The following is a 13,026-nucleotide window of genomic DNA, read 5'->3' on the forward strand; positions in this document are numbered from 1 at the left end:
ACGGCGCGGTCAGACCCAGGCATCGGGGTCGGCGGCGAGGGTACGGACCCGCTCGGGGAGATCGTTGGCGGCCACGTCGGCGACCGTGACCAGTTCGAGGATCTCCCGCTCGCTCGCGCGCAGGGCGATCCACACGTCCTGGAGGGCGGTGGCGGCGCCGCGGTAGCCGAGATCCTCGGGGCGCTGGCCCCGGACGTTGGCGAGCGGGCCGTCCACGACCCGGATGATGTCGGCGAGCGTGATCTCGGCCGGCGGGCGGGCCAGCCAGTACCCGCCCTCCGGGCCGCGCTGGGCCTGGACGATGCCGCCCCGGCGCAGTTGCAACAGGATGCTCTCGAGAAACTTCGGCGGGACGTCCTGGGCGCGGGCGATCTGCTCGGCGGTCATCGGCGCGCGCCGCGGCCCACCGCCGGCCGGGGCGCCCGGCGCCGCCGCCGAGGCGCCGGCGGCGGCGAGTTCCACGACGGCACGCAGGGCATAGTCGACCCGGGCGGAGAGACGCATGCGGTCAGTATCTCCCGGAGATCACCGCTCCGGTCCGGCACCCACCTTGCGCAGCAGGCCCTCCTGCACCGCGCTGGCGATGTGCCGGCCGTCGCGGGTAAGCATGCGGCCGGTGGCCAGGCCCCGCGCCCCGGACGCCGACGGGCTCCAACAGTCGTAGAGGAACCACTCGTCGGCGCGGAACGGGCGGTGGAACCACAGCGCGTGGTCGAGGCTGGCGCCGACGACGCCGCCCGGACCCCACACCTCGCCGTGCACCGACAGCACCGAGTCGAGCAGGGTCAGGTCGGAGGCGTAGGTGAGCGCGCAGGCGTGCAGCAGCGGGTCGTCGGGGAGCTTGCCGTCGATGCGCATCCACACCCGCTGGTGCGCCTGGGCGGGCCGGTCGCCGGGCGCGACCCAGCCGGGCTCGCCGACGTAGCGGGCGTCGATGGGGCGCGGAATGATCGCCCAGAGACCCAGCCGCTCCGGGTACCGGGCGAGCCGGTCGGCCATCGTGGGGACGTCCTCGGGCGGGGGCACGTCCCGCGGGGTCGGCGCCTGGTGGTCCAGGCCCTGCTCGGCCCGGTGGAACGAGGCCGACATGAAGAAGATCGGCTTGCCCTGCTGGAGCGCCACCGAGCGGCGCACCGAGAAGGAGTGGCCGTCCCGGACCCGCTCCACCGCGTACTCGATCGGCTCGCTGGGATCGCCGCCGCGCACGAAGTACCCGTGCAGCGAGTGGACGTGGCGCTCCGGGTCGACCGTGCGACCGGCGGCGACCAGCGCCTGCCCGGCGACCTGGCCGCCGAAGACCCGCTGCGGGCCGATCTCCGGGCTGATCCCGACGAACGTCATCGCCCCGATCTGCCGCAGGTCCAGCACCTCCAGGAGCTGGTCGACGGCGGCCTGACCGACCACCGGACCGGGGGCGCCGGGACCGCTACGGCTCACGCGCTCAGCGGGCGGACCGACGCCGGGTCCACCAGCGAGCCGAGCTGGTGGACGCGCAGGGTGTTGGTGGAGCCGGGGGCGTTCGGCGGGCTGCCCGCCACCACGACCACGTAGTCGCCGGGCTTGCCGCGGCCCAGGCCCAGCATCGCGTGGTCCACCTGGCGGAACATGTCGTCGGTGTGCTGCACGAACGGCACCAGGAACGCCTCGGTACCCCAGGAGAGCGCGAGCTGGTCGCGGACCTCGGCGACCGGGGTGAACGCCAGCAGCGGCAGCTCGCAGTGCAGCCGGGACAGGCGGCGCACGGTGTCGCCGGTCTGCGAGAACGCCACCAGCGCGATCGCGCCGGTGTTGCGGGCGATCTGGGACGCGGCCACGGTCAGCGCGCCGCCCCGGGTGCGGGGGTCGTGCTGGAGCCGGGGCACGTGCAGCGAGCCCGCCTCGGTCGTCTCGACGATCTTCGCCATCGTGCTGACCGTGAGGATCGGATACTTGCCGACGCTGGTCTCCCCGGACAGCATCACCGCGTCCGCGCCGTCCAGCACCGCGTTCGCCACGTCGGACGCCTCGGCGCGGGTCGGGCGGGAGTTCTCGATCATCGAGTCGAGCATCTGGGTCGCCACGATGACCGGCTTCGCGTAGTCCCGGGAGAGCTGGACGGCTCGCTTCTGCACCAGCGGAACCTGGTCCAGCGGCAGCTCGACGCCCAGGTCGCCGCGGGCCACCATGATGCCGTCGAAGGCGTCGACGATCGACTCCAGGGCCTCGACCGCCTCCGGCTTCTCGATCTTCGCCAGGACCGGGCGGCGCCGCTCCTCCTCGTCCATGACCGCGTGCACCTGCTTGATGTCCTCCGGCGAGCGGACGAACGACAGGGCCACCAGGTCCACGCCCAGGCGCAGCGCGAAACGCAGGTCCTCGGTGTCCTTATCGGACATGGCGGGCACGCTCACCGCCACGTTCGGCAGCGAGACGCCCTTGTTGTTGGAGACCGGGCCGCCCTCGATGACCAGGCACCGGATGTCCGGGCCGTCGACCTCGGTGACCTCGACCGCCACCTTGCCGTCGTCGATCAGCAGGCGGTCGCCGACCTTCACCTCCTGCGGCAGCTTCTTGTACGTGCAGGAGACGCGCTCGGCGGTGCCGACGACCTCCTCGCTCGTGATGACCACCGAATCGCCGGTGCGCCAGTCGACGGGCCCGTTCGCGAACCGGCCCAACCGGATCTTCGGGCCCTGCAGGTCGGCCAGGATGCCGACGGCGCGACCGGTCGCCTGGGCGGCGGCGCGAACCCCCCGGTACACCTGCTCGTGGTCGGCGTGGGAGCCGTGGCTGAAGTTCAGCCGGGCCACATCCATGCCCGCTTCGACCAGGGCGCGCAGGCGTTCCGGGGAGGACGTCGCGGGGCCGATGGTGCAGACGATTTTCGCGCGCCGTGTCACGCCCATCAGGCTAGTCTCCTCCGGGCCGGCGCCGGGGCCGACCCCTCTCATCCACCAGGGCCCGGGCGGGCATCGTCGGCCGCTCGCGAGACAGCTTAACCAGGGCGGTGTGAGCCGGGGACCTCCCGGGCGAAGGCGCCGTGCCGGACGCGCGACCGCCCGCCCCGGCCGGGGCGGGCGGTCATGGAACCGCGGCTATCCGACGGCGGCGGTCAGGGCGGCCAGATAGCCCGAACGCTGCCCGGTGGCGTTCGGGTGGAAGGCTCCGGTCAGCGCGGTGATCCCATTGATCCACGGGGACGAGCCGCACACCCCGTGGCCGGCGAAAATCGAGCGCACGTCCACGAACGTCGCGCCGGCCGCCGCGGCCCGGGACCGGATCACCGTGGCGAGCGTGTCCGCGCCGGTGTTCAGCGCCTGCCGCTTGGCCACGCTCATCCCGAGCAGGCCGCAACCGGCGCTGCCCGTCTCGAACAGCCGCGGGTACCCGAGCACCACCAGCCGGGCGCCCGGCGCGCGGCTCTTGACGGCCGCGTACGTGCGGTCGAGCCGGCCGGGCAGGATCGTGCTGGCGTACGCCGTGCTGGTCGCCACGGCGGCCCGGCAGGCGTCGTCGGTGGCCAGTTGGCAGGTGCCGACGACGGCCACGAAGCCGGCGTCGTTGCCGCCGATCGTGATGGTGACGAGGGTGGTGGCCGACGTGATCGAGGAGAGCTGGCCGGCGAGCACGTCGTCGGTCGTCGCCCCGCTGCACGCGGCGAACGCGAACGACGGCGAGCTGTGGTTCGCGGCCCACAGCGGGCCGTACGCGACCGAACTGCGCGTGCAGCCCGACCCGTCGTACGAGCCGGCGCCGACGCCGGAGGAGTAGGAGTCGCCGAGGGCGACGTAGCGGTCGGCCAGGGCGGCCTGCGCGGGTGCGGTGGTAACCAGGACGGCGGCGAGGCTGCCGGCGGCGGTCAGGGTCAGCGCGAGGACGGCGCGGACCAGCGGGCGAAGCGGCATGGACCACCTCCACGAGGGGCGACGGGGATCGCCTCGTGGCCGCGCGCGTGGCCGAGAGGGTGCGGGGGTTACTGCCGGGTAATGCTATCGAAACAATTAAATCTATGGAAGTACTTGGGCGAATCGGCGGCGGGCGCGGGCGCGGGCAGCGGGCGCGGGCCAGCGCAGCACGCGGGCCCGGGGGCCCGGGTGCCGCCGCCGCGCGGCGCCCCGCCCCGCGGTCGCCGGGCGGGGCGGCCGAGCCGATCAGCAGGTCGCGGTGAGCGGGCGGGCGGACGGGTCCAGCGGGGTGGGGAGCGAACCCACCCCGCCCAGGTACGAGTGGATCGCCGCCGCGGCGGCGCGCCCCTCCGCGATCGCCCACACGATCAGCGACGCGCCGCGGTGCATGTCCCCCGCGACGAACACGCCGTCGGCGGCCCGCCAGTCCGGGGCGGCGTCCACCGCGCCCGCCCGGTTGCGGACCACACCGAGCTGGGCCAGCAGCGGCTGGTCCTCGGTGCCCTCGAAGCCGATGGCCAGCAGCACCAGGTCCGCCGGGAGCTCCCGCTCGGTACCCGGTGCCACGGTGACGACCCGGCGCCCGGCCACCTTCTCGACGCCGACCTCGGCGACGCGCACGGCCCGGACCCGGCCGGTGCCGTCATCCACGAACTCCCGCACCGCGACGGCGAACAGGCGGTCGCCGCCCTCCTCGTGCGCCGGGTAGGTGCGCAGCACCCAGGGCCAGGTGGGCCACGGGTCGCGGGCGCCGTCCCGGGCCTGCGGCGGCTCCGGGTACAGGTCGAGCTGGTGGATGCCGGCGGCGCCCTGGCGGTGCGCGACGCCGAGGCAGTCCGCCGCCGTGTCGCCGCCGCCGATGATGACCACGTGCCGGCCGGCCGCGTCGATGGCCGGCGGGCCGGCGGCGCGCCCGCTCACCGCCCGGTTCGCCGCCACCAGGTGCGCCATCGCCAGGTGCACGCCGCGCAGCGAGCGCCCCGGCGTCTCGGGCGCGTCCCGGCCGGCGAGCGCGCCGCAGGCCAGCAGCACCGCGTCGTGGTCGGCGCGCAGCTGCTCGCCGGTGACGTCCACGCCGACGTTCACGGACGTGCGGAACACCACGCCCTCCGCGGCCAACTGGTCGAGGCGCCGGTCGATGTGCTGCTTCTCCAGCTTGAAGTCGGGGATGCCGTACCGCATGAGCCCGCCGATCGCGTCGTCGCGCTCGTACACGGTCACGGCGTGACCGGCGCGGGCGAGCTGCTGGGCGGCGGCCAACCCGGCGGGGCCGGAACCGACCACCGCCACCGACCGGCCGGAACGCTCCGGCGCCGGCCGCGGCCGGACGTACCCGCGGGCGAACGCCCGGTTGCTGATCTCCACCTCGACCTGCTTGATGGCGACCGGGTCGGACCCGATGCCGAGCACGCAGGCGGCCTCGCACGGCGCCGGGCACAGCCGGCCGGTGAACTCCGGGAAGTTGTTCGTCGCGTGCAGGGCCTCGCTGGCGAACGCCCACGCGTCCGTGCGGACCAGGTCGTTCCAGTCCGGGATCCGGTTGCCGAGCGGGCAGCCCTCGTGGCAGAACGGGATGCCGCAGTCCATGCAGCGGGTGGCCTGCTCGCGGATCAACTCGTCGGTGGCCGCCGGGTACACCTCCTTCCAGTCCCGGATGCGCACCGGGACCGGCCGGCGGGCCGGCAGGCGCCGGGGATACCGCAGGAAGCCGTTCGGGTCAGGCACGTGCCGCCTCCATCACTGCCGTGTCGACGTCCCGGCCGGCGGCTTCGGCGGCCCGCATCGCCTCCATGACTCGCTTGTAATCCCGCGGTACCACCGCGGTGAACTCGGTGACCGCCGCCGGCCACCGGGTGAGCAGCCGCTCGGCCACCGCCGAGCCGGTCTCGGCGAAATGCCGCTCGACCAGCGCGCGCAGGGTCACCGCGTCCTGCTCCGAGACCGGCTCCAGGCCGACCAGTTCGGTGTTCACCCGGTGCGGGTCGAGCCGCCAGACGAACGCCGTCCCGCCGGACATGCCGGCGGCGAAGTTGCGCCCGGTCGGGCCGAGCACCGCCACCGTGCCGCCGGTCATGTACTCGCAGCCGTGGTCACCGACCCCCTCCACGACCGCGACCGCGCCCGAGTTGCGCACCGCGAAGCGCTCGCCGACCCGCCCCCGCAGGAACAGCTCGCCGCCGGTCGCCCCGTACAGGATGGTGTTGCCGGCGATGATCTGGTCCTCGGCGGCGAACGGCGCGGCGGCGGCCGGGCGGACCACCAGCCGCCCGCCGGACAGGCCCTTGCCGACGTAGTCGTTGGCGTCACCGTGCAGCCGCAGCGTGACCCCGCCCGGCAGGAAGGCGCCGAACGACTGGCCGGCGGTGCCGTTGAGGGTCACCTCGATCGTGCCGTCGGGCAGGCCCGCCCCGCCGTAGCGGCGGGCCACCTCGCCGCCGAGCATCGCGCCGACGCTGCGGTGCTCGTTGCGCACCGCGACCGCGGCGCGCACCGGTGTGCCGTCGGCCAGCGCCGGCGCGGCGATCTCCAGCAGCTCGTTGTCCAGCGCGAAGCGCAGTCCGTGGTCCTGCTCCCGCACCTTGCGCAGGGCCGCCCCTTCGGGCAGTTCCGGCAGGTGCAGCACCGGGGACAGGTCCATGCCCCGGGCCTTCCAGTGCTCCACCGCCGGCCGGGTGTCCAGCAGGTCGACCCGGCCCACCGCCTCGTCGATGCCGCGCAGGCCCAACCGGGCCAGGTACTCCCGCACCTCCTCGGCCAGGAACAGGAAGAAGTTCTCCACGAACTCGGGCCGCCCGGTGAACCGCTCACGCAGCACCGGGTTCTGCGTGGCGATGCCGACCGGGCAGGTGTCCAGGTGGCAGACCCGCATCATGACGCAGCCGGAGACGATCAGCGGCGCGGTGGCGAAGCCGAACTCCTCCGCGCCGAGCAGCGCGGCGATCACCACGTCCCGGCCGGTCTTGAGCTGCCCGTCCACCTGCACCGTGATCCGGTCCCGCAGCCCGTTCAGCAGCAGCGTCTGCTGCGTCTCGGCCAGGCCCAGCTCCCACGGCGTGCCGGCGTGCTTGAGCGAGTTCAGCGGGGAGGCGCCGGTGCCCCCGTCGTGCCCGGAGATCAGGACCACGTCCGCGCGCAGCTTCGCCACGCCGGCCGCCACCGTGCCCACGCCGACCTCGGAGACCAGCTTCACGTGCACCCGCGAGCGCGGGTTCACGCACTTCAGGTCGTGCACCAGCTGGGCCAGGTCCTCAATGGAGTAGATGTCGTGGTGCGGCGGCGGCGAGATCAGCCCGACCCCCGGCGTGGCGTGCCGGGTCCGGGCGATCCACGGCCAGACCTTGTAGCCCGGCAACTGGCCGCCCTCGCCGGGCTTGGCACCCTGGGCCATCTTGATCTGCAGGTCGTCCGCGTTCACCAGGTACTCGGCGGTGACGCCGAACCGCCCGCTGGCGATCTGCTTGACCGACGAGCGCCGGTGCGGGTCGTACAGCCGCTCCGGGTCCTCGCCGCCCTCGCCGGTGTTGGACCGGCCGCCCAGCCGGTTCATCGCGATCGCGAGCGTCTCGTGCGCCTCCGCCGAGATCGACCCGTACGACATGGCACCGGTCGCGAACCGGCGCACGATCGACCCGGCGGGCTCCACCTCGTCCAGCGGGATCGGCTTTTGCCCCCGGGTGCGGAACTCGAACAGACCGCGCAGCGAGCCGGCCGCCGCGGCCAGCGCGTCCGCCTTCGCCGTGTACCTGCGGAACACGTCGTACTGGCCGCTGCGGGTGGCGTGCTGGAGCAGGAACACCGTCTCGGGGTTGAACAGGTGCAGTTCGCCCTCGCGGCGCCACTGGTACTCGCCGCCCACCTCCAGCCGGCGGTGGCTGCGCTCGGCGTCGTTGGCCGGGTACGCCTTGGCGTGCCGGGCGGCGATCTCGGCGTGCACGCCGTCCAGCCCCACCCCGCCGATCTTGCTGGAGGTGCCGGCGAAGTACCGCTCGACGAGCTGCGGGTCCAGGCCGACCGCCTCGAACACCTGCGCCCCGCGATACGACGAGACGGTCGAGATGCCCATCTTGGACATGATCTTCAGAACGCCCTTGCCGAGCGCCTTCACGTAGTTGCGGATCGCCGTCGCCGGCTCGACGCCCGGCAGGGCGCCGGTGGCGATCAGATCCTCCACCGACTCGAACGCCAGGTACGGGTTCACCGCCGCCGCGCCGTACCCGAGCAGCACCGCCGCGTGGTGCACCTCCCGGCAGTCGCCGGACTCCACGATCAGGGCGACCTGGGTGCGGGTCTGCTCCCGGATCAGGTGCTGGTGCACCGCCGCGGTCAGCAGCAGCGACGGGATCGGCGCCAGGTCGGCGGTGGAATCCCGGTCGGACAGGACCAGGATCCGCACCCCGTCCTCGATCGCCTCGGAGACGTGCCGGCAGATCTCGACCAGCCGGGCGCGCAGCCCCGCCCCGCCGTCGCGCAGCCGGTACAGGCCGGAGACCCGGACCGCCTTGAAGCCGGGCAGGTCGCCGTCCTCGTCGATCGAGAGGATCTTGGCCAGCTCGTCGTTGTCGATGACCGGGTACGGCAGCAGGATCTGCCGGCAGCTGGCCGGACCCGGCTTCAGCAGGTTCCCCTCCGGGCCGATCGTGCTGGCCAGGCTGGTGATCAGCTCCTCCCGGATGGCGTCCAGCGGCGGGTTGGTCACCTGCGCGAACAGCTGGTGGAAGTAGTCGTACAGCAGCCGCGGGCGGCGGGACAGCGGCGAGATCGGCGTGTCGGTACCCATCGAACCGATCGGCTCCGCGCCGGTGCGCGCCATCGGCTCGACGAAGATCTTCAGCTCCTCCTCGGTGTACCCGAAGGTCTGCTGCCGGCGCTGCACCGAGTCGTGCGGGTAGCCGATGTGCTCGCGCTCGGGCAGGTCGGCCAGGTGGATCAGCCCGGCGCGCAGCCAGTCCCCGTACGGCTCGGCGGCGGCCAGTTCCGCCTTGATCTCGTCGTCCTCGACGATCCGGCCGGTTGCCGTGTCGGCCAGGAACATCCGGCCCGGCTGGAGGCGGCCCTTGCGCACCACGGTCGCCGGGTCCAGGTCCAGCACGCCGGCCTCGCTGCCCAGCACGACCAGGCCGTCCGCGGTCAGCCACCAGCGGCCCGGGCGCAGGCCGTTGCGGTCCAGCACCGCGCCGACGATCGAGCCGTCGGAGAACGCCACCGACGCCGGCCCGTCCCACGGCTCCATCAGGCTGGCATGGAAGCGGTAGAACGCCCGCTTCGCCGGCTCCATGTGCGGGTCGTTCTCCCACGCCTGCGGGATCATCATGAGGACCGCGTGCGGCAGGCCGCGCCCGGCCAGGTGCAGCAACTCCAGGACCTCGTCGAAGTTCGCCGAGTCGGAGGCGTCCGGCGTGCAGACCGGCAGGATCCGCCGGAGGCTGCCCGGGATGGTCGCCGACGCGAGCAGCGCCTCCCGGGCGTTCATCCAGTTCCGGTTGCCGCGGATCGTGTTGATCTCGCCGTTGTGCGCGATCAGCCGGTACGGGTGGGCCAGCGGCCAGGACGGGAACGTGTTCGTGGAGAACCGGGAATGCACCAGCGCGATCGCGCTCGCCACCCGCTCGTCCCGCAGGTCGGGGAAGAAGCCGGGAAGCTGGTCCGGGGTCAGCATGCCCTTGTAGACCATGGTCCGGCCGGACAGCGACGGGAAGTACAGCGGCACACCCCGCTCGCGGGTCTCCCGCTCGGCCTGCTTGCGCACGCAGAAGGCCACCCGCTCCAGTGCGATGCCCTCCAGCGGCTCCCCGGTGGCCAGGTCGCACGCGGCCAGGAACACCTGGCGGATCAGCGGGCGGGCCCGCTCGGCGGTCTCGCCCAGCCCCGCCGGCTCGACCGGCACGTCCCGCCAGCCCAGGATCTCGGCGCCCTCCACCAGCGCGTACTTCTCCAGCACCCGGACCGCGCGGCCGCGCCGCGCCGCGTCGCCGGGCAGGAACGCCAGGCCCGTCACGTACCGCCCCGCCGGCGGCAGCGGGAAGGGCACGACCGAGCGGTAGAACGCGTCCGGAACCTGAATCAGGATGCCGGCGCCGTCGCCGGTGTCCGGCTCGGCGCCCCGCGCGCCCCGGTGGTCCAGCCGGCGCAGCGCGGCCAGCCCCTTGGCGACCACGTCGTGCGAGCGCCGGCCGTGCAGGTCGGCGACGAAGGCGACGCCGCAGGCGTCGCGTTCGGTCGCCGGGTCGTACAGCCCCTGGGGATACGGGAAAGCCACCTGGCCTCCTGACGTCGATTTGTGACTACGGGGGGTCGGGACGACGTCGGCCCTGGGGGGTACTGAGTGTACGTTAAGGCTGCGGGTGGCCCGCCACCACGAAAGAATCACATGGACCCGGCACCCACCCGGCGGCCCGAATCGGCCCGGTATCCTCGCGCGATGAGCGACTCGGGCACGACGGGTGCGCTACTTTCGCGACTGGAGACCTTCTACGACGCGGCACCGCGGGACCGCGCGCGGGTGGAGGACTTCGGCTCGCTGCTGCTGTTCGTGAACGAAGGACCGAGCTGGCCGTTCTACGCCCGACCAGCGAGCCGAACGGCCATACCTGATGCGGCGGACATTATGGCAGTCCGCGCCCGGCAGCGCGAACTGGGCCTGCCCGAGGCGTTCGAATGGGTCCACGACCTGCACCCCGACCTGCTCGCCGTGGCCCGCTCCGCCGGCCTGGTCGTGCTCGAGGCCCCGCTGCTGGTGCTCGACCCGGACGCCCTGCCCGCCGCGACGGACGTTCCGGTGCGCCTGCTGGACCCGGCCGCCCCGGCGTTCCCCGCCGACGTGGCCGCGCGCCGCGCTGTGGCGGCCGTCGGCTTCGCCGCACCCGGCACCGCCCGCGCCGCCGAGGGCCCCGACGAGCGCGACGCCGCGCTCGCCGAGCCCACCGGGGCCGGCCTGGCCCACGAACGCCAACGCCATCTCGACGGGCGCGCCGTCTCCGCGCTCGTCGAGGTGCCCGGCGAGGGCGCCGTCGCCAGCGGCTACGCCCAAGCCCTCGACAGCGCCGCCGAGATCGTCGGCGTCGCCACCCTCCCCGCCGCCCGCCGCCGCGGCTACGCCGCCACCCTCACCGCCGCCCTGGCCCGCCGCCTGCTCGCCGACGGCGTCACCACCGTCTTCCTCTCCGCCGGCAGCGACGACATCGCCCGCGTCTACGCCCGCGTCGGCTTCCGCCGGGTCGGCACCGCCTGCATCGCCGAACCCACCGCCTGATCCGAACTGGTCCAGCTCCGCGCCGCAGAAAGTCCCCCGCCATAAAGGCGGGGGACTTTCTGCTTCTGGCTCAGTGGTTTGCCTTGACGTCCTCAATGAACTCCCGCCAGACCTCGCGAGAGAACGTCAGGGCAGGCCCGGCCGGGTCCTTACTGTCGCGCACGCCGACCACGTTGGGCAGGTTGTCGGCAACCTCGACGCAGTTACCGCCGTTACCACCGCTCCGCGTGCTCTTGCGCCAGATGGCGCCCGTGAGATCACTCATGGTGACCGCTCCCCCTGATCGACTGCATCACTTTCTCCGATTCTCTCTCATCCAGCGCCAGAGCTTCTAGCGACTTCCAGGCCCGTTCGTACGCGGCGACCTCGGCCGGCTTGTCCAGGTACAACGCACCGGTCAGTGACTCGCAGTAAACGGTCGTTGGCTCTCGATCGCCGTTGCCGTTGCGGGCCGGGAAGCCCAGGATTACGAACGAGCCAGCCGGCGAGGCCAGGTGTGGGCCGGTCGCCGCCGGCAGCACGCGGATCGCGGCCGTCCCGGCCCTGCCTACACCAATCAGGTGGTCAAGCTGCTCCGCCATCGCCTGCCCCGGTAGGCGGGCCCGCAAGACGTGCTCGGCGATGATCGCCGTCAGCTCTGGGGCGGACGGGAGGTAACGCGCCAGCAGCTTCTGGCGCTCCAGCCGCATGGCGACGGCCTTCTCCACGTCCTCGGGTCGCCGGCCGGGCTCGGTTCGCATGACGGCCGCCACGTAGGCGGGAGTCTGGAGCAGGCCCGGGATGAGGTTCAGTTCGTAATGCCGCAGGGTGTCGGCTGCGGCCTCCAGCCCCACGTACAGTTCGAACCAGGTGGGCACGGCGTCCCCGTAGGACTGCCACCAGCCCCGCGAGTTGGTCTCCCGGGCAAGGCTCATCAGGGCCTGGGTCAGCTCGTCCGTGCAGCCGTACAGCCGGCACATGTTGGCCACGTTCATGGCCCGGACGGCGTTCTTGCCCTGCTCGATCCGGTACAGCGTCGTGCGGTGCACCTCCAGTTGCCCCGCCGCCGCCTCGAAGGTGATCCCGGCCGCCTCGCGGGCCTGGCGAAGGTACCGCCCAAGCTGCCGGCGCGGGACGCTGGACCCCGCATCGCTCATTGGCTCCCCCAATGGGTGTAGGTGTTGCATCCCGCACGCCTGAATGTCGCACTGTGCCGCACCCTAGCAAAAGTGGTGCGACTTGCACTGCACCATATTGCACCACAGTCCAGTGTGGCCGATGCTACCCGCAGGGCGCGGCGCCAACCTGCTGTGCAGTTACCGCTCCCCGGCGATACAGCACTACCACGCGGTTGGCGTCGCGCCCACACACTCACCGAGGGGAGAGCGCCATGCCTGACCGCGCCGCGTGGTACTTCCGCGACCACCACCGCAACCAGCCCATCGAGTACGACCGGCACCGGCCGCTCGTCCAGGTTGGACAGGTGGTCGAGCTTGACCGGGCCGACTACCTGAACGGTCGCGGCAACCTCAAGCTCCGCATCACCCACGTCCCACCCGAAGCGAGTCATCCGTCAATCGAATGGGTGCGCCTGCTCGGCGTCGAAGTGCTGGCCGACAAGGACGGCGCGCACCAGAACGTCGTCGTCCGCGCGGACGCACTGCGCCAGCAACAGCCTCCCGCCCCGGCCGCTCGGCCCGAGTCGCTCGCGGATGAGGACGAAGCGTGATCGTTGTTGACTGGAGCCCGCGCCAGATACAGGCGCTGCGACTCGCGCACCGGATGTCGATGACCGACTTCGGTCGGACGCTGGGGCTCTCGCACGGCTCGGCCGGTCAGTGGGAACTGGGGGCTCGGCGTCCCACCCTGTTCAATCGGGCACTGCTTGACGAGCTTCTGCGCCGGGCGGACCGG

General features: G+C 73.1%; 10 protein-coding genes. 2 read left to right on the top strand and 8 right to left on the bottom strand.

Annotated features, from left to right (window positions below; translation table 11 throughout):
- Positions 1–9: 9 nt before the first annotated feature.
- From KJS59_RS17335 to gltB, 6 genes are all read right to left on the bottom strand, one after another.
- Positions 10–504: an RrF2 family transcriptional regulator gene (locus KJS59_RS17335; protein ID WP_213453950.1), complete on the bottom strand. Its 495-nt coding sequence runs from the start codon at positions 502–504 to the stop codon at positions 10–12.
- Positions 505–525: 21 nt separating this feature from the next.
- Positions 526–1,437 carry an acyl-CoA thioesterase gene (locus tag KJS59_RS17340; protein WP_213453951.1) on the bottom strand — a complete coding sequence of 304 codons (912 nt, stop codon included), beginning with the start codon at positions 1,435–1,437 and terminating at the stop codon, positions 526–528.
- The gene (gene pyk / locus KJS59_RS17345; RefSeq protein WP_213453952.1) at positions 1,434–2,885 is read right to left on the bottom strand and encodes a pyruvate kinase; all 1,452 of its coding nucleotides are present in this window, start codon (positions 2,883–2,885) and stop codon (positions 1,434–1,436) included. Before pyk ends, KJS59_RS17340 begins: the two co-directional genes overlap by 4 nt.
- 189 nt (positions 2,886–3,074) lie before the next feature.
- On the bottom strand, positions 3,075–3,884 hold the full coding sequence (locus tag KJS59_RS17350; protein WP_213453953.1) for an SGNH/GDSL hydrolase family protein: 810 nt from the start codon (positions 3,882–3,884) through the stop codon (positions 3,075–3,077).
- A gap of 246 nt (positions 3,885–4,130) precedes the next feature.
- Complete coding sequence (locus KJS59_RS17355) at positions 4,131–5,609, bottom strand: glutamate synthase subunit beta (protein WP_213453954.1); 1,479 nt, start codon at positions 5,607–5,609, stop codon at positions 4,131–4,133.
- Positions 5,602–10,140, bottom strand: coding sequence for a glutamate synthase large subunit (gltB, locus tag KJS59_RS17360; protein WP_213453955.1), 4,539 nt, complete (start codon positions 10,138–10,140; stop codon positions 5,602–5,604). Before gltB ends, KJS59_RS17355 begins: the two co-directional genes overlap by 8 nt.
- A 162-nt stretch (positions 10,141–10,302) precedes the next feature.
- Between gltB and KJS59_RS17365 the strand changes: the two genes are divergently transcribed.
- Entirely contained in the window at positions 10,303–11,133 is an 831-nt protein-coding gene (locus KJS59_RS17365; RefSeq protein WP_213453956.1) for a GNAT family N-acetyltransferase, read from the top strand.
- A 70-nt stretch (positions 11,134–11,203) separates the two neighbouring features.
- Here KJS59_RS17365 and KJS59_RS17370 read toward each other — a convergent pair whose 3' ends face one another.
- Positions 11,204–11,398 (bottom strand): DUF397 domain-containing protein, encoded by a 195-nt coding sequence (locus tag KJS59_RS17370; protein WP_213453957.1) that lies wholly within the window; start codon positions 11,396–11,398, stop codon positions 11,204–11,206.
- Positions 11,391–12,269: a helix-turn-helix domain-containing protein gene (locus KJS59_RS17375; RefSeq protein WP_213453958.1), complete on the bottom strand. Its 879-nt coding sequence runs from the start codon at positions 12,267–12,269 to the stop codon at positions 11,391–11,393. Before KJS59_RS17375 ends, KJS59_RS17370 begins: the two co-directional genes overlap by 8 nt.
- Before the next feature lie 233 nt (positions 12,270–12,502).
- Here KJS59_RS17375 and KJS59_RS17380 point away from each other — a divergent pair, with 233 nt between their 5' ends.
- Positions 12,503–12,841, top strand: coding sequence for a hypothetical protein (locus tag KJS59_RS17380; RefSeq protein WP_213453959.1), 339 nt, complete (start codon positions 12,503–12,505; stop codon positions 12,839–12,841).
- Positions 12,842–13,026: the final 185 nt, after the last annotated feature.

It is taken from the genome of Rhizomonospora bruguierae (assembly GCF_018397995.1).
GTDB lineage: Bacteria > Actinomycetota > Actinomycetes > Mycobacteriales > Micromonosporaceae > Rhizomonospora > Rhizomonospora bruguierae.